This window comes from Methylobacterium sp. 4-46, from assembly GCF_000019365.1.
Lineage (GTDB): Bacteria > Pseudomonadota > Alphaproteobacteria > Rhizobiales > Beijerinckiaceae > Methylobacterium.
Window position 1 is genome coordinate 286,253 of record NC_010511.1, and the last position, 26,577, is coordinate 312,829.

At 74.2% G+C, this 26,577-nt stretch carries 20 protein-coding genes; 14 read left to right on the forward strand and 6 right to left on the reverse strand.

Annotation, left to right across the window (positions count from 1 at the left end):
* Positions 1 to 9: 9 nt before the first annotated feature.
* Entirely contained in the window at positions 10 to 1,212 is a 1,203-nt protein-coding gene (locus M446_RS01135; RefSeq protein WP_012330225.1) for an acetyl-CoA C-acyltransferase, read from the reverse strand.
* Between the two features lie 228 nt (positions 1,213 to 1,440).
* Here M446_RS01135 and M446_RS01140 point away from each other — a divergent pair, with 228 nt between their 5' ends.
* Both M446_RS01140 and M446_RS01145 read left to right on the forward strand, forming a co-directional pair.
* Positions 1,441 to 2,208, forward strand: a complete 768-nt coding sequence (locus M446_RS01140) for an SDR family NAD(P)-dependent oxidoreductase (RefSeq protein WP_012330226.1) — start codon at positions 1,441 to 1,443, stop codon at positions 2,206 to 2,208.
* Between the two features lie 224 nt (positions 2,209 to 2,432).
* Positions 2,433 to 4,151, forward strand: coding sequence for a class I adenylate-forming enzyme family protein (locus M446_RS01145; protein ID WP_043701977.1), 1,719 nt, complete (start codon positions 2,433 to 2,435; stop codon positions 4,149 to 4,151).
* Positions 4,152 to 4,236: 85 nt separating this feature from the next.
* Here the strand turns inward: M446_RS01145 and ilvN are convergent, their stop codons facing one another.
* Together ilvN and M446_RS01155 are read right to left on the reverse strand one after the other, a co-directional pair.
* Positions 4,237 to 4,779, reverse strand: a complete 543-nt coding sequence (gene ilvN / locus M446_RS01150; RefSeq protein ID WP_012330228.1) for an acetolactate synthase small subunit — start codon at positions 4,777 to 4,779, stop codon at positions 4,237 to 4,239.
* A gap of 18 nt (positions 4,780 to 4,797) precedes the next feature.
* The gene (locus M446_RS01155) at positions 4,798 to 6,576 is read right to left on the reverse strand and encodes an acetolactate synthase 3 large subunit (protein ID WP_012330229.1); all 1,779 of its coding nucleotides are present in this window, start codon (positions 6,574 to 6,576) and stop codon (positions 4,798 to 4,800) included.
* A gap of 351 nt (positions 6,577 to 6,927) precedes the next feature.
* Here M446_RS01155 and M446_RS01160 point away from each other — a divergent pair, with 351 nt between their 5' ends.
* From M446_RS01160 to cysC, 9 genes are all read left to right on the forward strand, one after another.
* Positions 6,928 to 7,419: a chemotaxis protein CheW gene (locus M446_RS01160; protein WP_012330230.1), complete on the forward strand. Its 492-nt coding sequence runs from the start codon at positions 6,928 to 6,930 to the stop codon at positions 7,417 to 7,419.
* Positions 7,407 to 8,864, forward strand: coding sequence for a CheR family methyltransferase (locus M446_RS01165; RefSeq protein ID WP_012330231.1), 1,458 nt, complete (start codon positions 7,407 to 7,409; stop codon positions 8,862 to 8,864). Before M446_RS01160 ends, M446_RS01165 begins: the two co-directional genes overlap by 13 nt.
* On the forward strand, positions 8,861 to 9,598 hold the full coding sequence (locus M446_RS01170) for a chemotaxis protein CheW (RefSeq protein WP_083784615.1): 738 nt from the start codon (positions 8,861 to 8,863) through the stop codon (positions 9,596 to 9,598). The genes M446_RS01165 and M446_RS01170 overlap by 4 nt, the downstream gene beginning before the upstream one ends.
* Positions 9,599 to 9,621: 23 nt before the next feature.
* Positions 9,622 to 11,307, forward strand: a complete 1,686-nt coding sequence (locus M446_RS01175) for a methyl-accepting chemotaxis protein (RefSeq protein ID WP_012330232.1) — start codon at positions 9,622 to 9,624, stop codon at positions 11,305 to 11,307.
* A gap of 107 nt (positions 11,308 to 11,414) precedes the next feature.
* Positions 11,415 to 13,658 carry a response regulator gene (locus M446_RS01180; protein WP_012330233.1) on the forward strand — a complete coding sequence of 748 codons (2,244 nt, stop codon included), beginning with the start codon at positions 11,415 to 11,417 and terminating at the stop codon, positions 13,656 to 13,658.
* Between the two features lie 109 nt (positions 13,659 to 13,767).
* The gene (gene cheB / locus M446_RS01185; RefSeq protein ID WP_012330234.1) at positions 13,768 to 14,835 is read left to right on the forward strand and encodes a chemotaxis-specific protein-glutamate methyltransferase CheB; all 1,068 of its coding nucleotides are present in this window, start codon (positions 13,768 to 13,770) and stop codon (positions 14,833 to 14,835) included.
* On the forward strand, positions 14,832 to 16,553 hold the full coding sequence (locus M446_RS01190) for a response regulator (protein WP_012330235.1): 1,722 nt from the start codon (positions 14,832 to 14,834) through the stop codon (positions 16,551 to 16,553). The genes cheB and M446_RS01190 overlap by 4 nt, the downstream gene beginning before the upstream one ends.
* Positions 16,550 to 18,472, forward strand: coding sequence for a response regulator (locus M446_RS01195; protein WP_012330236.1), 1,923 nt, complete (start codon positions 16,550 to 16,552; stop codon positions 18,470 to 18,472). Before M446_RS01190 ends, M446_RS01195 begins: the two co-directional genes overlap by 4 nt.
* Before the next feature lie 233 nt (positions 18,473 to 18,705).
* Positions 18,706 to 19,296, forward strand: a complete 591-nt coding sequence (gene cysC / locus M446_RS01200; RefSeq protein WP_012330237.1) for an adenylyl-sulfate kinase — start codon at positions 18,706 to 18,708, stop codon at positions 19,294 to 19,296.
* 141 nt (positions 19,297 to 19,437) lie between these two features.
* On the opposite strand, the gene M446_RS01205 is transcribed toward cysC, so the two are convergent.
* On the reverse strand, positions 19,438 to 20,091 hold the full coding sequence (locus M446_RS01205) for a hypothetical protein (RefSeq protein ID WP_012330238.1): 654 nt from the start codon (positions 20,089 to 20,091) through the stop codon (positions 19,438 to 19,440).
* Positions 20,088 to 21,314 carry a hypothetical protein gene (locus M446_RS01210; protein ID WP_012330239.1) on the reverse strand — a complete coding sequence of 409 codons (1,227 nt, stop codon included), beginning with the start codon at positions 21,312 to 21,314 and terminating at the stop codon, positions 20,088 to 20,090. Before M446_RS01210 ends, M446_RS01205 begins: the two co-directional genes overlap by 4 nt.
* A gap of 238 nt (positions 21,315 to 21,552) precedes the next feature.
* Here M446_RS01210 and M446_RS01215 point away from each other — a divergent pair, with 238 nt between their 5' ends.
* Both M446_RS01215 and M446_RS01220 read left to right on the forward strand, forming a co-directional pair.
* Positions 21,553 to 22,842, forward strand: a complete 1,290-nt coding sequence (locus M446_RS01215; RefSeq protein WP_012330240.1) for a cystathionine gamma-synthase family protein — start codon at positions 21,553 to 21,555, stop codon at positions 22,840 to 22,842.
* Between the two features lie 288 nt (positions 22,843 to 23,130).
* Positions 23,131 to 23,448, forward strand: a complete 318-nt coding sequence (locus M446_RS01220) for a hypothetical protein (protein ID WP_043700730.1) — start codon at positions 23,131 to 23,133, stop codon at positions 23,446 to 23,448.
* Between the two features lie 96 nt (positions 23,449 to 23,544).
* Here the strand turns inward: M446_RS01220 and M446_RS01225 are convergent, their stop codons facing one another.
* The gene (locus tag M446_RS01225) at positions 23,545 to 24,651 is read right to left on the reverse strand and encodes a glycosyltransferase family 61 protein (RefSeq protein WP_012330242.1); all 1,107 of its coding nucleotides are present in this window, start codon (positions 24,649 to 24,651) and stop codon (positions 23,545 to 23,547) included.
* A gap of 138 nt (positions 24,652 to 24,789) precedes the next feature.
* Between M446_RS01225 and M446_RS01230 the strand changes: the two genes are divergently transcribed.
* Positions 24,790 to 26,577: a cation:proton antiporter gene (locus M446_RS01230; RefSeq protein WP_012330243.1), complete on the forward strand. Its 1,788-nt coding sequence runs from the start codon at positions 24,790 to 24,792 to the stop codon at positions 26,575 to 26,577.

The following is a 26,577-nucleotide window of genomic DNA, read 5'->3' on the forward strand; positions in this document are numbered from 1 at the left end:
CCGAACGCCTCAATAGATCTCGAACAGGCCGGCCGCCCCCATGCCGCCGCCGACGCACATCGTCACCACCCCGTACTTGGCGCCGCGGCGGCGGCCTTCCAGCAGGATGTGCCCGGTCATCCGGGCGCCCGACATGCCGTAGGGGTGGCCGATGCTGATGGCACCGCCGTTCACGTTCAGCCGCTCGTCCGGGATGCCGAGCCGGTCGCGGCAGTAGAGCACCTGGCAGGCGAAGGCCTCGTTCAGCTCCCAGAGGTCGATGTCCTCGACCGAGAGGCCGTGCTGGCGCAGCAGCTTGGGCACCGCGAAGACCGGGCCGATGCCCATCTCGTCGGGGTTACAGCCCGCCACCGCCATGCCCCGGTAGGCCCCGAGCGGCTGCAGGCCCCGCCGCTCGGCCTCGCGGGCCTCCATCAGGACGCTCGCCGAGGCGCCGTCCGAGAGCTGGCTCGCATTGCCGGCGGTGACGAAGCGCCCCTCCTTCACCCGCTGGCCATCCTTGAACACGGGCTTGAGGGCGGCGAGGTCCTCCGGACGCGTCTGCGGCCGGTTGCCCTCGTCCTGGGCCAGGGTGACCTCCCGCGAGGCGGTCTCGCCGGTCGCCTTGTCGGTGACGGTCATGCGGGTGGCGAGCGGCACGATCTCGTCGGCGAAGCGTCCGGCCGCCTGGGCCTCGGCGGTCCGCCTCTGGGATTGCAGGGCGTAGGCGTCCTGCGCCGCGCGGTCGATCCCGTAGCGCTCCGCCACGGTCTCGGCCGTCTCGATCATTGTCATGTAGAGCGCCGGCACCCGCTCCACGAGCCAGGGGTCGGTCCCCCGGAAGCGGTTGATCCGGTCGTTCTGCACGAGCGAGATCGATTCGAGGCCGCCGCCCACCGCGACGTCGACCCCGTCCGCCACGATCTCCTTGGCGGCGGTGGCGATCGCCATCAGGCCCGAGGCGCATTGCCGGTCCAGGCTCATGCCGGCGACGCTCGCGGGCAGGCCCGCCCGCAGGGCCGCCTGCCGGGCGATGTTGGACCCCGTGGAGCCCTGCTGGAGCGCCGCCCCCATCACCACGTCGCCGACCTCGGCCGGGTCGATGCCGGCCCGCGCCACCGCGGCGGCGATCGCGTGGCCGCCGAGCGCCTGAGCCTGGGTGTCGTTGAAGGCGCCCCGGTAGGCCTTGCCGATGGGCGTGCGCGCGGTCGCGACGATGACGGCTTCCCGCATCTCCAGTTTCCTCCTCGGGCCGGCTTCCGCAGAGGCGGCGGGCCGGGCGCCCTGGCTGTTATCGGGGAATGGGTATGGCGCCGCAAGGCCCGAAACCCCGGCCGTTCCCTCGGCGACCGGATCCCCGCCGCCGCGCTTTTCGAAAACACGGCTTGCTTAATCGCCATTGAGAGCTAAGGTCCGGGCAAAACGCAAGAGAATTTGGCAAGCGAATTTGGAGGGAGGCCCGTGCCGCTGTTCGATCTGACCGGCCGCGTCGCCGTGGTGACCGGCTCCTCGCGCGGCATCGGCCGCGCCATCGCGGAGCGCCTCGCCGAGCACGGCGCGCGGGTCGTGGTCTCCTCGCGCAAGGAGGAGGCCTGCCGGGCGGTGGCGGAGGCGATCAACGCGCGGCACGGGGAGGAGCGGGCCGTCGTGGTGCCGGCCAACATCTCGTCGAAGGCCGACCTCGAGCGCCTCGCGCGCCGCACGGAGGAGCGCTTCGGCCGCATCGACGTGCTGGTCTGCAACGCCGCCTCGAACCCCTATTACGGGCCGATGAGCGGGATCAGCGACGAGGCCTTCCGCAAGATCCTCGACAACAACGTGGTGGCCAATCACTGGCTGATCGGCTTCTGCGCGCCCGGGATGATCGCGCGGCGGGACGGGGCGATCATCATCGTGTCGTCGGTGGGCGGGCTGAAGGGCTCCGGCGTGATCGGCGCCTACAACGTCTCCAAGGCCGCCGATTTCCAGCTCGCCCGCAACCTCGCGGTGGAGCTCGGCCCCCACAACGTGCGGGTCAATTGCCTCGCGCCGGGCCTGATCCAGACCGACTTCGCCCGCGCCCTCTGGGAGGACCCGGCGAGCCGCGCCGCCTACACGGCCCGCACCCCGCTCGGGCGGATCGGCCAGCCGGACGAGATCGCGGGCGCGGCGGTGTTCCTGGCAAGTCCCGCCGGGGCCTTCATGACCGGCCAGAGCATCGTGATCGACGGCGGCCAGACCATCACGTGACGGCGAGGCGGGCCCTCGCCGCGCGGCCTGTCCCGTGCCATACGCTCTCCGGACGATCACGTCCGGACAGCGTCTGACGAGCCCGCGCGGCACTTGAGCGAAGCCGACATCCGCATTGCGGAGCAATCCGTCGGATGTCGTATGACGAGCCCGCGCGGCGCTTGAGCGAAGCCGACATCCGCATCGCGACGCAATCCGTCGGATGTCGGATCACTGATCCCGAGATGCCGATGACCGAATCCCCTGCCTGGCCCGCGCTCTCCTTCGCCGAGGCGACCGCGCGGCTGACCGCGCCGGGCTCGCCCTTCGCGGTGGACGAGGCGGTGATCCGCGGCGTGCCGACCCGGATCTGGGCCGCCGCGCCCCCGACCCTGCGCGACATCCTGCTGGTCGGCCGCCGCCACGGCGAGAAGACCTTCCTGGTCTACGAGGACGAGAGGGCGAGTTTCGAGGCCTTCGCGCGGGCGGTGCTGGCGCTCTCGGCCGACCTGATCCGCGGCGGCGTCCGCCCGGGCGACCGGGTCGCCATCGCGATGCGCAACCTGCCCGAATGGCCGGTCGCCTTCTTCGCCGCGCTGCTGGCGGGCGCGGTGGCGGCGCCCCTCAACGGGTGGTGGACCGGTCCCGAACTCGCCTACGCCCTGGCCGATTGCGGCGCCAGCGTGGCGGTGGTGGACGCGGAGCGCCTCGCGCGCCTCGCGGAGCGGCGGCAGGATTGCCCGGATCTCCGGCGCGTGCTCCTCGCCCGGGGCGAGGCGCCGGATGCGGAGAGCCTCCGGGAGATCATCGGGCCCGTCGCGGCCTGGGCCGCGCTCCCGCCCGGCACGGTGCCGGACGTGCCGCTCGCGCCCGACGACCTCGCGACCCTGTTCTACACGTCGGGGACGACGGGCCGGCCGAAGGGCGCCATGGGCACCCACCGCAACGGCGCCTGCGCGGTCCTGGCCCATCCCTACTCGGCCGCCCGGGCGGCCCTGCGCCGGGGCGAGCCGGTCCCGGTCCCGGATCCGGCGGCGCCCCAGAAGGTGGCGCTGGTCTCGGTGCCGTTCTTCCACGTCACCGGCTGCTTCGCGACTCTGGTCACCAACCTCCACCGCGGCGGGCGCCTCGTCCTGATGCGGCGCTGGGACCTCGCCCAGGCCCTCGACCTGATCGCGCGCGAGCGCTGCACCAGCGCGGGCGGCGTGCCGACCATCGCCTGGCAGCTCCTCGACGGCTGGGCCGCCGGGACGCACGACCTGTCCTCCCTGGAGACGATCACCTACGGGGGGGCCCCGGCCCCCGCCGAGCTGGTCCGCCGCCTGCGCGCGGCCTTCCCGCGGACGACGCCCGCGACCGGCTGGGGCATGACCGAGACCTCCGCCACCTTCACGCACCACATGGGCGAGGATTACCTCCACCGCCCGGACAGCTGCGGCCCGCCGCTGCCGATCGGCGAGGCGCGGATCGTCGATCCGGAGGGCCGCGTCCTGCCGCCCGGCGAGGTCGGAGAGCTGCAGGTGAAGGGCCCCAACGTGGTGGCGGGCTACTGGAACCGCCCGGACGAGACGGCGGCGTCCTTCCGCGACGGCTGGCTCGCGACCGGCGACCTCGCCCGGATGGATGCGGAGGGGTTCCTAACCATCGTGGACCGGGCCCGCGACATGCTGATCCGCGGCGGCGAGAACATCTATTGCTGCGAGGTCGAGAACGCCCTGCACGAGCACCCGGCGGTGGTCGACGCGGCCGTGGTGGCGGTCCCGCACCCGACCCTCGGCGAGGAGCCGGCCGCGGTGGTGGCGCTGGCGCGCGGCGAGAACGCCTCCGAGGAGGAGCTGCGCGCCTTCGTGGCCGCGCGGCTCGCCGCCTTCAAGGTGCCGGTGCGCATCCTCTTCCACGAGGAGATCCTGCCGCGCAATCCGAGCGGCAAGATCCTCAAGAGCGAGCTGCGGAAGCTGTTCTGACCGCGCCGGCGGGGCGGGATCCGCGCGGCGCGGCAGGCGCCGGGCCCGCCTGCCGCGTGGGCGGGCGGCGATCCCGCATCCCGCCCTACATCGGCTCGGCGCCGCGGCTCATCGCGGCGACGCCGGTGCGCGAGATCTCCACGAGCCCGATCTCCGACATCAGCCTGATGAAGCGCTCGATCTCGTCGGTGGAGCCGGTGAGCTCGAACACGAAGGAATTGAGCGTCGCGTCGAGGGTGCGGGCGCCGAAGGACGAGGCGAGGCGCATCGCCTCGACCCGGTGCTCGCCCTTGCCCACCACCTTCACGAGGCAGAGTTCGCGCTCCAGCGACTCGCCCTGCAGGGTCAGGTCGACCACCCGGTGCACCGGCACCAGACGGTCGAGCTGCGCCTTGATCTGGTCGATCACGGCGTTGGTGCCGGTCGTCACGATCGTGATGCGCGAGAGGTGCTGCGTGTGCTCGGTCTCCGAGACGGTCAGGCTCTCGATGTTGTAGCCGCGGCCGGAGAACAGGCCGGCGATCCGGGAGAGCACGCCCGGCTCGTTGTCGACGATCACCGCCAGGGTGTGGCGGGCGACCGGCTCGACCCGGACCGGCTCGGGGTAGTGGGTGTTCATCGCGTTCATCGGTCTCCCCCGCGGCCTTCAGACCAGGACCTTGCCTTCCTCACCGATCACCGAGCCGAGATCGCCCCCCGTCTCGCCGAGATAGTCGGACAGGAGCATCTCGTTGTGCGCCTTGCCGGACGGGATCATCGGGAAGCAGTTCTCGGTCTTGTCGACGATGCAATCGAAGATCACCGGGCCGTCATAGTCCAGCATCTCCTGGATCGCCGCGTCGAGGTCGCCGGGCCTCTCGCAGCGGATGCCCTTGGCCCCGTAGGCCTCGGCCAGCTTCACGAAGTCCGGCAGGCTCGACGAGTAGCTCTCGGAGTAGCGCGAGCCGTGCAGCAGCTCCTGCCACTGCCGCACCATGCCCATGTACTCGTTGTTCAGGATGAAGATCTTGACCGGCAGGCGGTACTGCACGGCCGTCGACATCTCCTGCATGTTCATCAGGATCGAGGCCTCGCCCGCGATGTCGATCACCAGGGCGCCCGGATGGGCGAGCTGCGCGCCGATCGCGGCCGGCAGGCCGTAGCCCATGGTGCCGAGGCCGCCCGACGTCATCCAGCGGTTCGGCTCCTCGAACTTGTAGTACTGGGCCGCCCACATCTGGTGCTGGCCGACCTCGGTGGTGACGTAGGTCTCGCGGTGCTTGGTCGCCTCGTAGAGGCGCTGGACCGCGTGCTGCGGCTTGATGGTGGTAGCGGAGGGCCAGTAGCCGAGGCACTCGCGCGCCTTCCAGCCGTTGATCTTCGACAGCCACTCGGTCAGGCGGCCCTTGTCCGGCGTCGGCGTGATCGCCCGCCACTCCGCCAGCATGTCGGCGAGCACCGAGGCGCAGTCGCCCAGGATGGCGAGATCGGCCTTCACGTTCTTGTTGATCGAGGAGGCGTCGATGTCGACGTGGATCTTCTTGGAGAAGGGCGAGAAGGCGTCGAGCCGGCCGGTGATGCGGTCGTCGAAGCGGGCACCGATGCAGATCATGACGTCGCATTCGTGCATCGCCAAGTTCGCCTCGTAGGTCCCGTGCATGCCGAGCATGCCCAGGAACTGCGGGTCGGATCCCGGATAGGCGCCGAGCCCCATCAGCGTCGAGGTGATCGGGAAGCCGGTGGTGCGGACGAGTTCGCGCAGCAGCCGCGACGCCTCGGGCCCCGAATTGATCACGCCGCCGCCGGTGTAGAAGACCGGGCGCCGGGCGCCGGCCATCAGGGCCACGGCCGCCCGGATCTTGCTCCGATCGCCCTGGATCTGCGGCTTGTAGGTCTTGTGGCCGTTCTCGACCGGCCGCCGGTAGAGGCCGCTCGCGAACTGGACGTCCTTCGGCAGGTCGATCACGACGGGACCGGGCCGGCCGTGCGAGGCGACGTAGAAGGCCTCGTGGAGGATGCGCGGCAGGTCGTCGATCGATTTCACCAGGTAATTGTGCTTGGTGCAGCTGCGGGTGATGCCGACCGTGTCGCATTCCTGGAACGCGTCGGAGCCGATCAGGTGGGTCGGCACCTGGCCGGTGATGCAGACGAGCGGGATCGAGTCGAGGAGCGCGTCGGTCAGGCCCGTGACGACGTTGGTGGCGCCCGGCCCCGAGGTGACGAGGACGCAGCCGACCTTGCCCGAGGAGCGCGCGTAGCCCTCGGCCGCGTGCACCGCCCCCTGCTCGTGGCGGACCAGGATGTGCTTGACGCTGTCCTGGTGGAACAGCGCGTCGTAGATCGGCAGCACCGCGCCGCCCGGATAGCCGAACAGCGTGTCGACGCCCTGATCCTGCAGCGCCCGGATCACCATCTCGGCGCCGGTCATGACCTCAGCCGCACCCATCTGATCCCCTCCTTGTGCTCGCGTCTCGTCTCGTGCAGCGGCCGGTTCGGGCAATAAAAAAGGGCCCCGAAGGACCCTGCATGCGCCACCGGCGGGCTCACGGGCTGTCTCTCAAGCCCGCCCCGTCCGTGGCGCCCACCCTACAATAAGACCCGCGCGCATGTCGCGTCGACCCATCCCGAAAAGTGGCGCGGAACCTACGCGCCCGGACCGGGCCGGTCAACCGGTTTTCCGGCGTCCTCGGCCGCGGAGCCTGCTTCGACTTTCGGGGCAGGCGGCGGCGGAGCATTGGGAATCCCCGCGCCCTCCCCTATCTCGGCCGCATCCGGGTGTCTGGCGGGTAGGCGGAGAATGGCGGGGGCCGCGGCCTTCCTGGTGGTCGATGTCGCCGGCACGGGCTGCGCCGTGCGGCGCGAGGCCGTGCGCGAGGTGCTGCCGCTGCCGCGCCTGTGGCGCCCCCCCGGGGTGCCGGCGGCGCTGGCCGGCTTCTTCAGCCTGGGCGGCGCGGCGGTGCCGGTGCTCGACCTCGCGGTCCTGTTCGGGCTCGCGGGCGCGTCCGCCGGCCGGCCGATGCTCTACCGTCACCTGCTCCTCGTGGGCGAGGCGGCGCCGCTCGCCCTCCTGGTCGACCGCGTCGACGACCTCGTCAGCGTGGAACCCGAGGCCGTGACGCCGCTCCCGCAGGGCACCGCCCTCAACGGCTGCGTCGCCGGGGAATTGCGGTGCGGCGGGCGCCTGCTGCACGAACTCGCCGTGTCCCGCATCCTCCTCGCCGAGGAGCGGGCGCGCCTCGACGCGCAGACGCGGCTCGCCCAGGAGCGGCTCGCCGAATGGGCCGCCTGACCCCGCGGGCGCCGACGGAGGATCCGGCCTTCGCGGCGCTCAAGGCGGCGATCGTCGCCCGCACCGGCCACCACTACTACGCCGACAAGGACGACCTGCTCTGGGACCGCCTGCGGGGCCGGCTGCGCGCCGCCGCCGCGCCGGACGCGGGCGCCTACCTGGCGCATCTGAGCGCCAGCGAGGAGGAATGGGCGGCGCTCGAAGCCGAGATCACCATCGGGGAGACGTTCTTCTTCCGCTACGCGGAGCAGTTCGCGGCCCTGCGCCGGACCATCCTGCCCGAGCGCATCGCCGCGAGGGCGCGGGAGAAGCGGCTGCGGATCTGGAGCGCGGGCTGCTCGACCGGTCCCGAGACCTACTCGCTCGCGATCCTGCTGCACGAGATCCTCGGCGAGGCGCTGGCGGAGTGGCGCATCGCGCTCACCGGCACGGACATCAACCGGGAGGTGCTCGCCGTCGCGCGCCGGGCCGAGTACGGGGCCTGGGCCCTGCGCAGCCTCTCGGCCGAGGAGCGGGCGCGCTACTTCCGGCGCGGCGCGCGCGAGAACACCTTCGCGCTGCGCCCGGAATTCCGCGGCCTCGCCCGCTTCGAGCCGCAGAACCTGCTCCACCTCGTCGACGGCACGGCCTCGCTCGCGCTCACGGATTACGACCTCATCCTGTGCCGCAACGTCCTGATCTACTTCCATCCCGACACGGTCATGGCGGTGGTGCGGGCGCTGGCCGAGCGGCTGCGCCCCGGCGGCTGGCTGCTGCTCGGACATGCCGAGCCCAACCCGGCCTTCGCGGAGATCCTGCGCCCGGTGAGCCTGCCCGGCACCGCCGCCTACCGGCGGCCAGAGGAGGACCCGGCCCCTCTCCCGGCGCTCCCGCCCGGACCGGCCCAGGAATCCTTCCCGCCGCGCGTCCCGCCGCCCGCCCCGTCGCGCCCGGCCCGCCGCGCCCCGGCGCGACCGTCGCCCCCGCCCGCGCCTCCGGCATCCCCGGCCGGCGAGTCCCCGCCAGGCGAGTCCCCGCCAAGCGAGTCCCCGCCAAGCGAGTCCCCGCCCGGCGCGGCGCTCGCCGCCGTGCGGGCGCTCGCGGATGCCGGGGATCTCGACGCGAGCTGGCAGGCCTGCCGGGCGGCCCTGCAGGCCGATCCGACCGACGCGCGGCTGCGCTTCTACGAGGGCCTGCTCGCCCGGGCGCGGGCGCGGCCCGAGGAGGCGGAGCGCGCCTTCCGCGCGGCGATCTACCTCGAGAAAGGCTTCGTCATGGCCCATTACCATCTCGGCCTGACCCTGATCGCCCTCGGGCGCGGGGCGGCGGGACGGCGGGCGGTCGAGAACGCCCTGCGGCTCGCCGCCCCCCTGCCGCCCGAGACCGAACTGCCGGAGGGCGACGGCCTGACCGCCGCGCGCCTCACCGACGCGGCCCGGCCGCTCCTCGACGCGGTGGCGCCGTGACGGGTCCGGCTCATCCGACGGCCGCGCCCGGAGCGGCACTTGGCGCGGAGGCCACACTTGGCGCGGGGGCCACACTTGGCGCCGACGCGGCACTTGGCGCCGACGCGGCACTTGGCGCCGAGGCGGCACTTGGCGCCGAGGCGGCACTTGGCGCCGAGGCGGCACTTGGCGCCGACGCGGCACTTGGCGCCGACGCGGCACTTGGTGCCGCCCGGGTCGAGGCGATCCTCGACGCGCGCAGCCGCGCCCTGGCCGAGCGCGGCCGGGCGCCGGCCGAGACGCGGGCGCGCCGCCGCGTGCTCCTGTGCCGGATCGGGACCGAGTGCCTCGCCCTGCCCCTCGACGCGGTGGCCGAGGTGGCGCCGTTCCGGCCCTGCACGCCGGTGCCCGGCGCGCCGCCGGCCCTGATCGGCCTCTCGGGCCGGGGCGGCGCCCTGCTCAGCATCCTCGACCTCGCCACCGCCCTGGACCTGCCGCCGCTCCCGGCCGAGGCGGCCGCGCACCTCGTGGTGCTGCGCCGGGACGCGCCACGGCTGGGCCTGCGGGTCGAGCGGGCGCTCGCCGTGCTCGACGCGCTCCTGGATCCCGGCCCCGCCCCGCCCGGGCGGGCCGTCGCGGGCCACGCCCGCGCCGAGGCGGCCGACGCGGAGCGCTTCGCGCTCCGGGAAAGCTTCGCCCTCCTCGACCTCGCCGCCCTCCTGCAGCCCATCCTCGGCGCCGCGCCGCGGACCTGAATCCCCCCTCACTTCCGGAGCCAGTGACCAGCGTGTCGATCTCGATCGGGAACCGCATCCTCCTCGGCTTCACCGCCGTGATCCTGGTGATCGTGGCGCTCGGCCTCTACGCCCTCGCCCAGATCGGCGACGTGCGCCGCGCGACCGACCTCATCGTCAGCCGCGACCTCGCGGTGATGCACCAGCTGGAAGGAATCCGCGAGGCGCAGCGCCGGATGAGCGACCTGCGCGACGAGGCGACGACCCGCTACTTCCTGCGCGCCCTCAACCGCGAGGTGCCGCCCAAGGAGGAGCCGGCGGTCGGCTGGCGCCGCGCCGCCACCGCGGCCGAGACGGCGCTGGCGAGCGCCATCACCAACGTCAACGAGTATCGCGGCCAGTCCCTCTCCGCCGACCGGGCCGCCGCCTGGCAGCGGATCGGCGAGATCCTGACCGCGGCGGGGGTCGAGTTGCGGGCGATCCGCACCGGGACGGAACGGCAGTTCCAGGCCCTCGATGCCGGCGACGTGGCGACCGTGCAGAATGCGGAGACGGATCTCGATCAGGCGCAGGAGAGCTTCGGGCGCACCATGGTCTCGGCGCGCGACGCGCTCGACGAGGCGATCGCCGCGGGGCAGCGCCGGGTCGGCGCGGTCTACGAGGAGAGCCGCATCTCGACCATCGCGGCGCTCGCCACCTGCGTGGTGATGGCGCTGGTCATCACCGCCCTGATCCGGCGCTCGGTGGCCCATCCGCTCGAGACCGTGATGGCCTTCGTCGGCCGGGTCGGCGAGGGCGATCTCACCGGGCGGATCGCCGACCGGAGCCGGGACGAGTTCGGGCGGCTCGGACTCGTGCTGAACCAGATGGTCGACGGGCTGCGCGAGCTCGCGAGCCAGAACCGCGGCGCCACCGCGAACCTCAACGCGGCCGCGGCCGAGATCCGCGCCTCCGCCCAGGAGCAGGCCGCGAGCGTCGAGGAGCAGTTCGCCGCCGTGCAGGAGACCGCCGCCACGGTCGACGAGATCACCCATGCGGGGGCGCAGATCGGCAAGCGCGCCCAGGAGGTGATCGCCACCGCGCAGGCGACCGCCCAGACCTCGCAGGCGGGGCTGCGCGCCGTCGACGAGACCGCCCGCGCCATGGACGCGATCCGCGAACAGAGCGAGGCGGTGGCGACCAACATCGTCTCCCTGAGCGAGAAGACGCAGGCCATCGGCGAGATCATCGCCACCGTGAACGACGTCTCGGAGCGCACCCATCTCCTCGCCCTCAACGCCGCCATCGAGGCGGCCGCCGCGGGCGAGTCCGGCCGCAGCTTCGCGGTGGTGGCGAGCGAGATGAAGGCGCTCGCCGACCAGGCCAAGGAGGCGACCGGCCAGGTGCGGGCGCTGCTCGGCGACATCCAGCGGGGCATCAACGCCTCGGTGATGCTGACCGAGGAGGCGGTGAAGCGGGTGGCGCTCGGCAAGGAGCGCTCCGACACCACCCACGCGACCATCGAGGAGATCACCGCCCGCGTGCAGGAGAGCGTGCAGACCTTCCAGCAGATCGTCGCCTCGACGAACCAGCAGCAGCTCGGCATCGAGCAGGTGATGGGGGCGCTGCAGAACATCCGGCAGGCGAGCCAGCAGACCGCGGCGGGCACCCGGCAGGTCGAGAGCGCGGCCGCCAACCTGAGCGAGCTCGCGACGGCCCTGACGGCCCTGGCGCAGCGGTACCGGCTGTGACGGCGCCGGGCTGGCGGGCCGGGCCCCGCGGGTGGGCCGAAGCCCGCGGGCGGGCCGGAGCCCGCGGGCGGGCCGGGGCCCGCGGGCGGGCGGGCTGAGGCCGCCGCATGGACATCCGCGCCATGCTGCTCGCGGCCTTCGAGGCCGAGCATCGGGAGCATCTCGGGGCGATCCGGGCCGCCCTCGCCGCCGCGCGCGAGGGCCGCGGCCCGGACTGGAACGACGTCTTCCGGCGCGCCCACAGCCTGAAGGGCGCGGCCCGCGCCGTCGACCTGCCGGCGATCGAGGAGATCGCCCACCGGCTGGAGACCCTGTTCGACCGCATCGTCGAGGGCGCGCACCCCCTCGACGCGGCGGCGCTCGCCGCGGTGACGCTCGCCCTCGACCGGATCGAGGGCATGGCGGCGGGGCTCGCCGAGACGCCCGACCCGCCGCTCCCCGCCGACGCCGCCGCGGCCCTCGACCGGGCGCTCGGCCTGCAGCCGCCGGCCGCGCCGCCTCACCGGGAGGCCGCCCCGGCGACGCCGCCCGCGGCCCCCGCCCCGCAGGCGGAGCCCGCGCCCGAGCCCGCCCTCTCGGTCCTGCGCATCGCCAGCGACGACGTCGAGGGCCTGTCGCGGGCGGTGCACGGCCTCTCCCTCGCCCTTCAGGGCCACGACGAGATCGGCGGCGCCCTCGCGGCGCTCGACGGGCAGGGCCGGATCCTGCGCCGGACCGCCGACGCGTGGCGCGAGCGCACCGGCGAGGTCGCGGCCTTGGCGCGGCGCCTGCGCGAGGCGGGGGATCCCGGCGCCGCCCTCCTGGAGGCCGCCCTCGACCTCGGCCGCCGCCTCGACGGCGAGGCGCGGGTGATGGTGCGCGGCGTCTCGGGCCTCGCCCGCGACCAGCACCGCGCCGCCGGCACGGTCGAGGCGGCGGCGCGACGCCTGCGCGAGAGCAGCGACCGCCTGCTCCTCGTCCCCGCCGAGACGGTGTTCGGCGGCTACGGGCGGATGGTGCGGGAGATCGCCCGCGAGGCGGGCCTTCCCGTCGAGGTGCGGCTGCAGGGCCTCGACGTCCCGATCGACCGCAGCCTGCTGCAGGAGCTGAAGGACCCGGTCCTCCACCTGATGCGCAACGCGGTGAGCCACGGGGCCGAGCCGCCCGACGAGCGCCGCCGCAAGGGGAAGCCCGAGGCGCTCACCGTCACCCTGTCGCTCGCCGTGCGCGGGGGCGACCTCGTGCTCGCCGTGCGCGACGACGGGCGCGGCCCGGACGTCGCCCGCATCGTCGAGACGGCCCGCCGCCAGGGCCTGATCGCCCCGGATGCCAGGCCGACGACCCGGGAGGCCCTCGGCCTCGTCTTCGCGCCCGGCTTCTCGACCACCGACAAGATCGACCGCCTCTCCGGGCGCGGCGTCGGGCTCTCCGTCGTCGCCGAGGCGGCGGCCCGGCTGCGCGGCCGGGCGCGCCTGCGCCGGGCCCAGCCCCACGGGGCCGAGGTCGTCGTGGTGGTGCCGCTCTCGGCGGCGCGCCGGCCGCTCCTCCTCGTCGAGGCGGGGGGCCGCGTCTACGCGATCCCGAGCGGCGCCGCCGCGCGGCTGCTGCGGCTGCGGGCGGCGGAGATCGCGCCGGTCGCGGGCGTGCCCTCGGCCCGGCTCAGCCTCGACGGCCGCGACGCGGTGGTGCCGGTCGTGCCCCTCGCCGGGCTCCTCGGCGGCGACGCCACCCTCCCGGTCGAGGACGGGCTCCTGCGGGGCGTGCTGCTGCGCAGCGGCAGCGACCTCTGCCTCGCCGCCGTCGACCGCCTCCTCGACGTGCGCGCGAGCCTCGTCGGCCCGCCGCCGCCGATCGGGGGCGAGGCGGGGCTGTTCTCCGGCACAATCCTGCTCACGGACGAGACCCCGGCCCTCGTCCTCGACCCGGCCGGCCTCCTCGCCCGGGCCGGGGAGACGGCGGGCCGGGTCGCGCCGGCCCCGGCCCGCGCCGAGGCGCCCGGGCGGCGCTGGACCATCCTGGTGGTCGACGATTCGATCACCACCCGCACCCTGGAGAAGAGCATCCTGGAGGCGCAGGGCTACCGCGTCTTCGTCTGCGTCGACGGCCAGGACGCGCTCGAGCGCCTGCGCCGCGACCACGCCGAGGTGGATCTGGTGGTGGCGGATGTCGAGATGCCCCGCCTCGACGGATTCGGGCTGCTCCAGGCGATCAAGGCCGATCCCGCCTTGACGCGCCTGCCGGTCATCCTGATGACCTCCCGCGGCGACCCCGCGGACATCCGCCGCGGCCTCGATCTCGGCGCGGATGCCTACATCACCAAGCAGAAGTTCGACCAACGCGAATTGCTCGACACGATCGGCCAGCTCCTGTGAACGCGTCCGCCCGCCCCGCCCCCCCGTTCCGCTCCCGCCGCGCCGCGGACCCCCTCCCGCGCGCGGGTCGTCACGCGGATCTCGGGCGCATCCCGGCCCGGAGGGCGCCATGACCGCCCCGGTCCGCGTGATGCTGGTCGAGGATTCCCTCGTCGTCCGCCAGCTCCTCGCCCACATCGTCAGCCGCGACCCGCGGCTCGCCCTCGTCGCGGCGGTCCCTTCCGGGGAGGAGGCCTTGCGGGAGATCCACCGCGTCCAGCCGGACGTGATCTCCATGGACATCCGCCTGCCCGGCATCGACGGGCTGGAGACGACGCGGCGGATCATGGCCGAGCGGCCGACCCCCATCGTGGTCATCGCCGACGCGGTCGAGGATTCCTCGCTCAAGATCTCCATGAACGCCCTGCGGGCCGGGGCGCTCAGCGTGGTCGAGAAGCCGGTCGGCACCGGGCACCGGGCCTACGCGGCGGTGGCGGACGAGATCTGCACGCAGCTGCGCATCATGAGCGAGGTGCCGGTGATCCGCCGCCGGCCGATCGGCGCCGAGCGCGAGCGCCCGCCCCTCTTCGACCCGCCCGCCCGGCCGGACGCGGTCGGCGCGCCGCCGGGCCTCGTCGCGGTCGCGGCCTCGACGGGCGGGCCGCCCGCCTTCGCGCGGCTCCTCGGCGCCCTGCCGGCCGCGTTCCCGGCCCCGATCCTGCTCGTGCAGCACATGGGCGCCGCCTTCATGGACGGCTTCGCCGCCTGGCTGAACGGGGTCGTGCCCCTCGCCGTCGAGATCGCCGCCGAGGGCGTGCGCCCGCTGCCCGGCCACGTCTACGTGGCGCCCGGGGACCGGCACCTCGAATTCGGGCCCGGCGGCCTCATCGCCCTGTCGGACGATCCCCCGATCGGCGGCCAGCGGCCCTCCGCGACCGCCCTGTTCCGCTCGCTCGCGCGCCATGCCGGGTCCCGGGCCCTCGGGATCCTGCTCACCGGGATGGGCGAGGACGGGGCGGCGGGTCTCCTCGACATGCGCCGAGCCGGCGCCCTCACGATCGCCGAGCACGAGACCTCCGCGGTGGTCTACGGCATGCCGGCCGCCGCCGTGCGGCTCAGGGCCGCGAGCGCGGTGCTGCCCCTCGACATGATCGCGCCCCGGATCCTGCGCGCGGTGCAGCCCGGAGCCGCCCGATGAGAGCCGCGCCGACCGGCGCCGCCCCGGCCCGGATCCTCCTCGTCGAGGATTCCGAGACCCAGGCCCTGCAGCTGCGCCTGTTCCTGGAAGGGAGCGGCTTCGCGGTGACGCGCTGCGCCACCGCGGAGGCGGCCCTCGACGCCCTGAACCAGGGCCTGCCCGACCTCGTCGTGGCCGATTACCACCTCCCGGGCATCAACGGCGACGAGCTCACCCGCCAGATGCGCCTGTCGCTGCGCACCCGCGCCACGCCGGTGCTGATGCTGACCGAGGCGCAGGGGCGCGACCTGGAGCGCCAGGGGCTGGAGAGCGGCGCCGACGCCTACGTGCCGAAATCCGCCGACCGCGACCTCCTCGTCCTGCGCATCCGCGCGCTGCTGCGCGAGCGCGGCGCGGGCACCGCCCAGGAGGCGGGGCACGGGGCCTTCCGGCGCGCCCGCATCCTGGTCGTGGACGCGAGCGCGACCTACCGGGCCTACCTCGCGGGCCTGTTCGGGCAGGACGGCCACGCGGTCGTGGCGGCCGAGGGCCCGGACCAGGCCCTGGCGGCGCTGGCCGCGCCCGACGCGGCCTTCGACTGCGTCACCGTCGATCTGCTCTCCACGGCCTACGAGGCGGTCGAGCTGTGCCGGCGCGTCGCTTCCCTGCGGGAGTCGGCGGGCGGCCCCGGCTTCTACCTCGTGGGGATCGGCAGCGCCGCGGCGGCCGGCAAGGACCTGCTGGTCCAGGCCTTCGCGGCGGGGGTCGACGACGTGGTGCCGAAGGGCGCCGAGGGCGAGGTGCTGGCGATCCGGGTGCGCACGCTGGTGCGCCGCAAGCTCCTGGAGGAGGACAACCGCCGGGTCGCGGACGAGCTGCGCCAGCACGAGCGGGCGGTGGAGCGCGCCCAGGCCGAGGCCGCCGCCGCCGAGGCCAAGGCGGCGCTGGCCGGCGCCCTGGAGCGGGCCAACCGCGACCTCGCCGATGCCAACCGCCAGCTCAAGGACGCGCAGGCCAAGCTCGTCCAGGCGGCCAAGATGGCCTCGCTCGGCGAGCTCGTCGCCGGCATCGCCCACGAGATCAACAACCCGCTCGCCTTCATTCTCGCCCACCAGGGCACGGTCGAGCGCTTGGTCGGCGAGGTGGCGGAGCAGGCCGAGGGGCTGCCCGAGCCGGCGCGCCGGGCGCTCGCCAAGGCCCGCGACCGGATCGGCGCGATGCGGCTCGGCCTCGGTCGGATCCAGGACCTCGTCGTCAACCTGCGCAAGTTCTCCCGCCTCGACGAGGGCGAGATGCGGAGCGTCAACGTGCCGGACGCGATCGAGACCGTGCTCGCCCTGCTGCAGCACAAGCTCGGCACCCGCATCGCCGTCGAGCGGCTTTTCGCGGGCGAGCCGGAGATCCGCTGCACGCCCGCCCTCCTCAACCAGGTCGTCATGAACATCATCGGCAACGCCGCGGACGCGATTCCGGGCGAGGGCCGGATCACCGTCGAGACGCTGAGCGAGGCGGAGAACGACGTGATCCGGATCAGCGACACCGGCCCGGGGGTGCCCGAGGCCCTGCGCGAGCGAATTTTCGAACCCTTCTTCACGACGAAGCCGGTCGGCTCCGGCACCGGCCTGGGCCTCGCCATTGCCTACAGCGTGGTTCAGGCGCATAGCGGCACCATCTCGGTCGAGACGGCGCCCGGCGGCGGCGCCTGCTTCGTGATCAGCATTCCGCGGCGGCCCGCATGATCACCGACGAGACGAACCTTCGGAGGGGCATGGACAGGGAGGCGGCGCGCGGCACCATCCTGGCGGTCGACGACGAGCCGGACATCCTCGTCGCGCTCGAGGACCTCCTGGAGGACGAGTTCCGGGTGCTGACGGCGAGCCGCCCGGCCGACGCGCTCGCCCTGCTCGCCGCCGAGCCGGACGTCGCCGTCATCGTCTCCGACCAGCGCATGCCGGGCATGACCGGCGACGCGCTGCTGGCGCGGGCCCGCGAGGTCAGCGACGCGCAGGCGATCCTCCTCACCGGCTACGCCGATCTCTCGGCCGTGACCTCGGCCCTGAACCGCGGCGGCATCACCGGCTACGTGACGAAGCCCTGGGACGCGGCCCTGCTGCGCGGCGCCGTGCGGGCCGCCTACGAGCGCTGCCGGCTCGGGCGCGACCTCGCCACGGAGCGCGCCCTCCTGCGCGGGCTCCTCGACCATGCGGGGGACGCGATCGCCTTCAAGGACCCGCAGGGACGCTTCGTGCGCCTCAACGCCGCCAAGGCCGCCCGGCTCGGCGCCGCCGTCGAGGATTGCCTCGGCGAGCCCGAGAGCCGCTTCCTCGATCCCGAGACGGCCGCCCGCGTCGAGGCCGCGGACCGGGAGGCCGCCGCCGGCCTTCACCCGGTCGAGGCGACGATCGCGGGCGGTCCCGCCGCCGCCCCGACCTGGACCCAGGTGGTGCGGGTGCCGATCCGCGACGCGCACGGGGCGCTCGCGCATCTCGCCACGATCGAGCGGGACGTCACCGAGCAGAAGCAGCTCGAAGCCCGCCTGCGCCAGGCCGACAAGATGCAGGCGCTCGGCACCCTGGCGGGCGGCGTCGCGCACGATTTCAACAACCTCCTCACCGCCATCATGGGCAGCCTCGAACTGGCGCTGCCGAAGGTCGCGGGCGACGCGCGGCTGACGCGGCTGATGACCAACGCCGCGCAGGCCGCCCAGCGCGGCGCCGCCCTGACCAAGCGGCTCCTCAGCTTCAGCCGGCAGCGGGACCTGCAGGCCCGGGTGGTCGACCTCAACGGCGTGATCCGGGGGATGGACGACCTGCTCGGGCGCAGCCTCGGCGGCTTCGTGCAGGTCGACCACGCGCTCGCGCCCGACCTCTGGCCGGCGCGGGTCGATCCCGAGCAGCTCGAACTCGCGATCCTCAACCTCTGCATCAACGGCCGCGACGCGATGCCGGATGGCGGGATCGTCACCCTGTCGACCCGCAACGTCGTGGTGGCGGGCAGCCCCGATCCCGACCTGCCGGACGGCGACTACGCGGTGATCGCGATCGCCGACACGGGGACCGGCATCCCGCCCGAGATCCTGAGCCGGGTCTTCGAGCCCTTCTTCACCACCAAGGCGCAGGGCCAGGGCACCGGGCTCGGCCTCGCCATGGTGTTCAGCCTGCTGCAGCAATCGGGCGGCACGATCCGCATCGACACCGAGGTCGGGCGCGGGACGAGGGTCGACCTCTACCTGCCGCGGGCGCACGAGCCGGTCGAGACCGACGAGGCCCGCGCGGGGGCGGCGGTGCCGCCGCGGCGGCGGGCCCGCATCCTGGTGGTCGACGACGACCCGCAGGTGCGCCACGTGACCGCCTCCTTCCTGAGCGGCTTCGGGCACGAGGCCGTGGAGGTGCCGGAGGCCGAGGCGGCCCTGGCGCGGATCGAGGCGGAGCCCTTCGACCTCGTCGTCGCCGACCTCGCCATGCCGGGCATGACCGGCCTCGACCTCGCCGAGGCGGTGCGCGGGCGCCGGCCGGACCTGCCCTTCCTGATCGTCACCGGTCACGCCGAGGCGGCGCGCATCCCGCACGCCTACGCGGTGCTGGAGAAGCCGTTTCCCTCGGGCGAGCTCGGGACCCGGGTGGCGGCGCTCCTGGCCGACGCGCCCGAGCGCCGCTAGGCGCTCCTGATCGAGGTGCCCGAGCGCCGCCAGGCGCTCCTGGCCGATGCGCCCGAGCGCCGCCAGGCGCTCCTGATCGAGATATCGGAGCGCCCCCGGGCGCTCGCGGCTCCGACACGGGGCAGCCATGCCCGCCGCGCCGCACGACGCGGCCCGGCGAGGTGGGCGATTGACGGCGGCCCGGCAACGATGGATGAGCGACGGCCGTGTCACCCAGGCTGGAGTATCCCCGGATGGTCCGTGTCCCGACCCCGCACGCCGCCCAGGACTCCTCCCCGGTCGGCGAGGCGCTGCCGGCCGGAGCGGGGAGCCGCGCCTGCATCGTGTGGCTGACCGGCCTCTCGGGTGCGGGCAAGTCGACCCTGGCGGGGCAGCTGCGCGATCTCCTGCGCGCCGAGGGGCGGCCGACCACGATCCTCGACGGCGACGCCCTGCGGCGCGGCCTCAACCGCGACCTCGGCTTCTCGGATGCCGACCGGGTCGAGAACATCCGCCGCACCGCCGAGGTGGCGTGGCTGATGGCCGATGCCGGGCTCACCGTGATCGTGGCGCTGATCTCGCCTTTCCGGCGCGAGCGCGCCGAGGCGCGCGCCCTCGCCCGCGGCCTGCCCTTCTTCGAGGTGCACGTGGACGCCTCGCTGCCGGCCTGCGAGCGGCGCGACCCGAAGGGCCTCTACCGGCGGGCGCGGGCCGGGGAGATCCCGCGCTTCACCGGGATCGACTCGGCCTACGAGCCGCCGGAGAGCCCCGACCTGCGCGTCGACACCGAGCGGCTCACGCCGCGGGAGGCGACCGCGCAGGTCCTCGCGCTGCTGCGCGGCTGAGGGCGGCGCGCCGGCGGACGGGCCGAGCCCGATCCCGCGTCCCGCGCGGGCCCGACCACCCGTCCAGAGCAGCGCCCGATCACGGTGCCATCGGGCGCTGCTCTCGGTCCTTGATTGTGCCGCATCGTCTCCGACGAAGCGCTAGATCTTCGACGGATCGAACCAGACGCAGTTCTTCGCCACCACGGCGAAGTTCAGTTCGGAGCGGGCCGGCTGCGGCAGCACCTGGCCATCGATCGCCACCGTGGTCTGGTTCGAGGTGGTCCCGTCCCCGAAGCTCTGCGGCCGCGTCACGTAGCAGTACTGCTTCTCGGGCTTGGCCTCGTCGCCCTTGAAGTTCCAGCCGGTGACGATCGAGCCGTCGAGATAGGGCACGGTCTTGAAGACCGTGAAGCTGGTGCGGATCGCCGTGGAGGCGGGCGCGTCCGACTTGCCCTGGTTGGTGGTGAGCGCCGCCACGTCCGGCCGCCCCGCCTTGGCCGGGGCGCCGCCCTCCAGCCGGAGCGTGTTGTCGGTGAGCGTCACCTCGCCCTTCGTCTTGAGCGTCACGTCGCCGAGCGCGGTGGTCAGGGCCGCCGCCAGCTTGTCGGCCGCGCCCTGCACCTCGTGCATCGCCGCGTAGCCGTAGAAGCCCGCGCCGATCCCGATCCCCGCGAAGGCCGAGAAGGTGCCGAGGCCGAGCGCCCGGAACAGGAAGGCGCGGGCCGCGACGACGCGGGCCTCCGCCCGCAGGCGGCCGTTCACGTGCTGGGCGAGGGCCACGTTCTCAGGGGTGCCGGGGGCGAGGTAGCTCACGGTCTCGGCCTCTCGATGCGGTCGTCATCCCGGCCGGGACCGGGCGGGGGGGAGCCCTGCGGGGTGCCGTGCGGGCGGCGCTGGTCGAGGGGGATCGCGACCCCGGCCGCGATCGCCTCGCGCACCGCGCGCTGGGCGTCGTCGAGCTGCCCGGCGCTCTCGGCGATCTGCGTGAGGAGGAGCGGCACGCCCTCCTGGTTGAGCGCGACGCCGAGATCATCCTCGTCCTGGTAGGTGCGGCGCACCTGCACGGCGCAGAGCGCGAGCAGCGTCGAGGCGAAGGCCGCGCACAGGGCCGGCGCGAACACGAAGATGCGCAGGAAGGCGTGGACCTGCTGATCCGTGACGTCGATCGGGTCGACGCCGTAGACCATCGCCGTGAAGGAGTGGAGCTGCGAGCGCCGCACCGCGTCGCGGTAGGCCACCTCCGCCTCGGTCACGCGGCGGTCGGAGGCGCCGCGATCGAGGGCGGCGCGGGCGGCCCGGGCCTCGGCGAGGTTCCTGGCCAGGACCGCGCGCTCGTCGCCCGCGCTCTTCAGGCTGCCGGCGATGGTGGCGGTGCGCGGATCGGTGACGCAGCGCATGTAGGAGTAGCGCCGGCCCCGGCTGTTGGTGCCCTGCAGGCGCTCGCAGCGCTGGCCGGGCAGGCCGGCGAGCTGGGAGGAGGCCTCGCTGCTGCGCTTCTCCAGCGCCTGGGACTCGGCGGTGTACTGGGCGACGCGGGCGTCGGCCTGGCTGATGCGCGTGTCGAGGCTCGCCCGGTCGGCCTGCGCCTCCTTCAGCACGGAGAGGGCCTTGGAGGCCTCGGCGAGGCGGGGATGGAACATCATCTCGCCGAGCTGGGACACCGACTTGGTGGTCACGCCCGCCGCCATCACGATCCCGATCACCGCCAAGCCCTTGATCAGCCAGTCCCGCTGCACCCGGATCAGGATGCCGAGCGGCACCCGGCAGAGCTCGATCGCCGCGTAGACGACCGGCGCGAGCAGCATGAACCAGAAGCTCTGGTCGTGCGGGTCGGCGTAGGTCTGCGCGAAGAACCACGCGCCGGCGAGGGAGGTGCAGATCACCAGCGCCTCGACCACGTAGGCGATGGCGACGTAGCCCCAGCGGATGCGGTAGCCCTTCTCGACCGCGCGGCGCTGCTGCCACGCGGCGGTCTCGTCGCTCCAGGCCCGCCGCTCGCGCGCGACGATCCGGTCCGGGGGCTTTCTCACGAGCATCGACGCTCCTCGCGCGGGCGCGACGGCGGCCGCGTACACGACAACTCAACCCCTGATATGCTTCCGTTTTGTGCCGAAAATGCGCCGCGGGCGACCCCTGCGCCCCGGCCCCTCGCGTCCCGCGTGCCGTTGCGCACCGGAATTCGCGCCTGCCGCGCGCGACGGGCCGCGCTGCCCTATGATCCCGCGAGGGAATCGGCGCGCCTCGCCACCCCGACGGACCCGGAGGGCCCCCCGCATGTCGGACAACCGCTACCACAAGGACCGGCTCGGCAACCGCCGCCTGCATCCCGAGACGCTGATGCTCGGCTACGGCTACGACCCTGCCCTCTCGGAGGGTGCCGTCAAGCCGCCGATCTTCCTCACCTCGACCTTCGTCTTCACCTCCGCCGAGCACGGCAAGGCCTTCTTCGACTACGTTTCGGGCCGGCGCGAACCGCCGAAGGGCGAGGCGGCGGGACTGGTCTATTCGCGCTTCAACCACCCCAACAGCGAGATCGTGGAGGATCGCCTCGCCGTGTTCGAGGAGGCCGAGAGCGCGCTCCTGTTCTCCTCGGGGATGTCGGCCATCGCCACCAGCATCCTGGCCCATGCGCGGCCGGGCGACGCGGTGCTGCATTCGCAGCCCCTCTACGGCGGCACCGAGACGCTGATCGCCAAGACGCTCGGGGGCCTCGGCATCGCCGCGCACGGCTTCGCGAACGGCACCGACCCAGCCTGCGTGCGGGAGGCCGCCGCGGCGGCCCGGGCGGCGGGCCGGGTCAGCGTGGTGATGGTCGAGACGCCCTCCAACCCCCTCAACACGCTGGTCGACCTCGCCCTGGTGCGGCGGGTCGCCGACGAGATCGGGGCCGCGCAGGGCGGCGAGCCGCCGGTCGTGATCTGCGACAACACGCTGCTCGGGCCGCTCTACCAGCAGCCCCTGCGCCACGGGGCGGACATCTCGGTCTACTCGCTCACCAAGTACGTGGGCGGCCATTCGGACCTGATCGCCGGGGCGGCCCTCGGCTCCGCCGCGCGGATGCGGCCGGTGCGGCTGCTGCGCTCGGCGATCGGCACCCAGCTCGACCCGCATTCCTGCTGGATGATCGGCCGCTCCCTGGAGACGCTGTCCCTGCGCATGAGCGCGGCCAACCGCAACGGCGAGCAGGTCGCGGCGATGCTCCACGCCCACCCGAAGGTGACGCGCCTGCACCACCTCGGCTACCTGTCGCCGGGCTCGCCCGAGGCCGCGGTCTGCGCGGCGCAGTGCGGGGCGCCGGGCTCGACCTTCTCGTTCGACGTGGCGGGGGGCGAGGCGGAGGCGTTCCGGGTCCTCAACGCGCTCCAGCTCTTCAAGCTGGCGGTGAGCCTGGGCGGCACCGAGTCGCTGGCGAGCCATCCGGCCTCCACCACCCATTCGGGCGTGCCCAAGGAGGTGCGCGACCGGCTCGGCGTCACCGACGCGACGATCCGGGTCTCGATCGGCATCGAGCACCCGGACGACCTCATCGCCGACCTGGAGGCCGCGCTCGCCACGCTGGACTGAGCGGCGCCGGCGGGCGTGCCGGGACAGGGGCGACGCGGGCGGACCTACGCCGGCTGCCGCCCGCGGATCTCCGCGGCCGCGCGCGAGGGCGGCGCGGGTGCGCGCCCGCGCCTCGATCGGCCTTCCGGACCGCCTCCACCCGGGCCCGGCCGTTCCATTCCCGGCGCGCCCCGTCCCACATCGCCGCGCCTCCCTGGACGGGCGCGTCCGGCCCGCATACGCAGAGATCCGCGCAGCGCGATGCTCCATATTCGATTAGACTTGGCGCATCTGCACCTGAACAATGCCATGGATCGTTTGATTTTCGACATCGGGGAGGTCCAGGGCTGCGCCAAGCAACTGGAAGATCCCCGGTCCACCGCCGAGCCGCGGGCCGAGGCCGGGAAGGCTGCCGGCCGGACGCGCGCGCGCGCCGCCGGCGCGGCCGCGCGCTACGGGATGCGGCCGGACGGGCTCGGCTGGACCCTGTGCGAGCACGGCAGCGGGCGCACCCTGGTCATGAACGGCGTCGTGCAGGCCGGGCTCGACCACGACGTGGCCCGCGTGATCGCGGAGTTCCTGAACGCGCACGGCGACCAGAGCGTCGTCCTGGCGCTGACGGCCTGACGCGCCCCGGAGCCTCGGCGAAACCCCGACGCGGATCCTGCCGCGGGGATCGGACCCGCGCCGCGCCCCCGAACCGGCGGCCTCGGCGCGCGCGGCTCAGGGCCCGCCGGCCACGCCGCGCCCCCCCCGGGAGAGGCGCCAGCGCAGGTCCTCGACCAGGCCGCGGACCCGGCCGAGGAGGGTGCGGTCGGCCGCGTCGTCGGCCGCGTCGATCGCGTCCAGGCGGTCGAAGGCCTCGGCCCGCGCCAGGAGTTCGGCGGCGACCGCGCGCGGATCGCGCACTTGCCAGCCGAAATGGAAGGAGTCCGCCGCCCCGTAGCGGGTGCCGAGCGGGAAGTAGTAGCGCCCTGCCGTCCCCGTGACAGCGTCGAGCAGCGCGAAGTTCGCGTGCAGCTTCCAGGTCCAGTTGAGGCCGAGCACCCGCCGCCCCGGCGCCGCGAAGATCGTGGTGTGGAAGGCCGAGCCGGTCGAGCCCATGACGACCCGGCGCGTCGAGACGAGGCGCACCTGCTCGACGAAGGGCAGCGTCTCGGGGGCGACGATCTCGACGCCCCGCCGGTCGAGCTCCTCGACGATCGCCTCCTCGTTGGCGATGCGGGCGATGCCGGCGGGCAGCCGCGTCTTGGTCAGGTAGACCGGGCGGTCCAGGGCCGGACCGTCCCGGAAGGGCCGGCCGATCTCGCGGCAGAGCGCGCCGTAGACCGCGTGCACGAAGGCCCGCTCCTCGAAGGCTGGCTCGGGCAGCAGCAGGCGCGGCAGGCGCACCGGCCGGTCGAAATGCACGAGGTCGCCGGGGCCGAGGCCGAGGCGCTCCAGGATCACGCGGGCATAGTCGGCGCCGTCGAGCGCGTGGGGCGGCGCCAGCAGGGCGAGGCGCGGCCGCGGCCCCTCCCAGGCGGCGAGGGGCCACAGATGCGCGAGCGTGTCGGTGACGAAGTGGCCGTAATGGGGGGCGAGCGCCGGGACGAAGAGGTAGAGCCCGTCCGGGGCCGGCTCGCCCACCGGCAGCGCGCCGGGAGCCGCCTCGCCGCCCTCGCCGCGCAGCCGCCGCCCCGCCGCGAACAGGCCCGCCGGGACCGGGCCGCCGGGCGGCACGAGGAGCACGTCCTCCAGCACGCGCGCGGCCGGCGGGGCCTCGACGAGGCGGCACGCCCCCCAGAGATCGCGGCAGCGCCGAAGCCTGTGTCCCGTGAAGCCCGTCATGCGCTCCCCATCGCATAGTTTCGGGAATGTCGCGAAGGGGCGAAAAGCCGGCGGGGGGACCCGTTTCCGCTTGCCCCGGCGGCGCGGCTCCTCAAGATGGGCCGGCCCGCCGCGTCGCGAGAGATACCCCTCCCCCCGATGACCGACCCCGTGGTCCACGGCGCCTCCTACAAGGAGGCCATCCTGTTCCTGGTGACGGCCGGCATCGTGGTGCCGTTGTTCCATCGCCTGCGGATCAGCCCGGTCCTCGGCTTCATCGGGGCGGGGGCGCTGCTCGGCCCCTCGGGGCTCGGGCGGCTCACCGGCAGCGCGCCCTGGCTCGCCGAGGTGACGATCGGCAACCGCAGCGAGATCGCGCACCTGGCCGACCTCGGCGTGATCTTCCTGATGTTCATGATCGGCGTGGAACTGTCCTGGGAGCGGCTGCGCATCCTGCGCCGGCTGGTCTTCGGCCTCGGCTCGCTGCAGGTCGCCCTGTCGAGCCTGGTGCTCGGGGCATTGCTGCTGCCGCTCGGCGTGAATCCGACCGCCGCGGGCCTGGTCGGGCTCTCCCTCGCCCTCTCCTCGACCGCCATCGTCCTGCCGGTGCTGGCCGACCAGAAGCGCCTCAACGCCCCGGCGGGCCGGGCGAGCTTCGCGGTGCTGCTGTTCCAGGACCTCGCAGTGGCCCCGGTCCTGTTCGCCATCGCGGTGCTCGGGCGCAAGGACGGGGACGCGATCGGCGGGCTCGCCCTGGCCCTCGGCCAGGCGGCGGTGGCGATCGCGCTCATCGTCGGGGCGGGGCGGCTCGGGCTGCGCCCGCTGTTCCAGCTCGTCGCCCGCACCCGCAGCCCCGAACTCTTCATGGCGGCCTGCCTGCTCGTCATCGTGGCGACGGCGCTCGTCGCGGCGGCGAGCGGGCTCTCGACCACGCTCGGCGCCTTCGTGGCCGGGCTGCTCCTCGCCGAGACCGAGTACCGCCGGGCGATCGAGGCGACCATCGACCCATTCAAGGGCCTGCTGCTCGGCGTGTTCTTCGTCTCGGTGGGCATGAACCTCGATCCGGCCCAGCTCCTCGACGCGCCGGCCGCGATCCTGGGCCTGTCGCTGGCCATGATCCTGATCAAGGGCGGGGTGATCCTGGCCGTCGCGCGGGCGCTGCGCCTGTCGCGGGCGGTGGCGGTCGAGACCGCCCTGCTGCTCGGGGCCGGGGGCGAGTTCGCGTTCGTGCTGATCGGCAGCGCGCTCTCGGCCGACCTCGTGCCCGAGGGTCTCGGGCAGGCGGCGCTCGTCGTCACCACCGTCACCATGGTGATGATCCCGCTCCTGGCGGCGCTCGCCCGCCGCCTCGGCCGCCAGATCGATCGCCGGGCCCTCGCGCAGGTCCCCGCGGAGCCGCCGCCGGAGCGGCAGCAGGGCCGGGTCATCGAGGCGGGCTACGGGCGGGTCGGCAGGCTGGTCGGCGAGATGCTGGCGCGCCACAAGGTGCCCTACCTCGCCCTCGACATGGACGCGGCCCGGGTCGCCGAGCAGCGCCGCCTGGGCAACCCGGTCTATTTCGGCGATTCCGCCAATCCCGAATTGCTGCGCCGCTGCGGCATCGCCGGCGCCCGCGCCCTCGTCGTCACCCTGGACGCGCCGCGCTCGGTGGAGGCGGTGGTGGCGGCGGCCCGGGCCGAGCGCCCCGACCTCACCATCGTGGCGCGCGCCCGCGACGCGCGCCACGCCACCGCCCTCTACGAGCTCGGGGTCGACGACGCGGTGCCGGAGACGATCGAGGCCTCGCTGCAGCTCTCCGAGGCCGTGCTGGTCGATGTCGGAGTGCCGATGGGCCTCGTCATCGCCTCGATCCACGAGCGCCGCGACGAGTTCCGCGCCCTGCTGCGCCGCAGCGAGGCGCCGCCGCCGGAATTCCAGGCCCGGCGCACGGTCGGCAAGGCGCGCTGA

What these genes read in the sequence shown, in the direction of transcription:
- cysC (WP_012330237.1), top strand. Translation starts at nt 18,706, where the DNA reads ATGGTCCGTGTCCCGACCCCGCACGCCGCCCAGGACTCCTCCCCGGTC.
- M446_RS01225 (WP_012330242.1), bottom strand. Translation starts at nt 24,651, where the DNA reads ATGACGGGCTTCACGGGACACAGGCTTCGGCGCTGCCGCGATCTCTGG.
- M446_RS01155 (WP_012330229.1), bottom strand. Translation starts at nt 6,576, where the DNA reads ATGGGTGCGGCTGAGGTCATGACCGGCGCCGAGATGGTGATCCGGGCG.
- M446_RS01210 (WP_012330239.1), bottom strand. Translation starts at nt 21,314, where the DNA reads ATGCTCGTGAGAAAGCCCCCGGACCGGATCGTCGCGCGCGAGCGGCGG.
- M446_RS01145 (WP_043701977.1), top strand. Translation starts at nt 2,433, where the DNA reads ATGCCGATGACCGAATCCCCTGCCTGGCCCGCGCTCTCCTTCGCCGAG.
- M446_RS01215 (WP_012330240.1), top strand. Translation starts at nt 21,553, where the DNA reads ATGTCGGACAACCGCTACCACAAGGACCGGCTCGGCAACCGCCGCCTG.
- cheB (WP_012330234.1), top strand. Translation starts at nt 13,768, where the DNA reads ATGACCGCCCCGGTCCGCGTGATGCTGGTCGAGGATTCCCTCGTCGTC.
- M446_RS01220 (WP_043700730.1), top strand. Translation starts at nt 23,131, where the DNA reads ATGGATCGTTTGATTTTCGACATCGGGGAGGTCCAGGGCTGCGCCAAG.
- M446_RS01135 (WP_012330225.1), bottom strand. Translation starts at nt 1,212, where the DNA reads ATGCGGGAAGCCGTCATCGTCGCGACCGCGCGCACGCCCATCGGCAAG.
- M446_RS01195 (WP_012330236.1), top strand. Translation starts at nt 16,550, where the DNA reads ATGATCACCGACGAGACGAACCTTCGGAGGGGCATGGACAGGGAGGCG.
- ilvN (WP_012330228.1), bottom strand. Translation starts at nt 4,779, where the DNA reads ATGAACGCGATGAACACCCACTACCCCGAGCCGGTCCGGGTCGAGCCG.
- M446_RS01160 (WP_012330230.1), top strand. Translation starts at nt 6,928, where the DNA reads ATGGCGGGGGCCGCGGCCTTCCTGGTGGTCGATGTCGCCGGCACGGGC.
- M446_RS01180 (WP_012330233.1), top strand. Translation starts at nt 11,415, where the DNA reads ATGGACATCCGCGCCATGCTGCTCGCGGCCTTCGAGGCCGAGCATCGG.
- M446_RS01165 (WP_012330231.1), top strand. Translation starts at nt 7,407, where the DNA reads ATGGGCCGCCTGACCCCGCGGGCGCCGACGGAGGATCCGGCCTTCGCG.
- M446_RS01190 (WP_012330235.1), top strand. Translation starts at nt 14,832, where the DNA reads ATGAGAGCCGCGCCGACCGGCGCCGCCCCGGCCCGGATCCTCCTCGTC.
- M446_RS01230 (WP_012330243.1), top strand. Translation starts at nt 24,790, where the DNA reads ATGACCGACCCCGTGGTCCACGGCGCCTCCTACAAGGAGGCCATCCTG.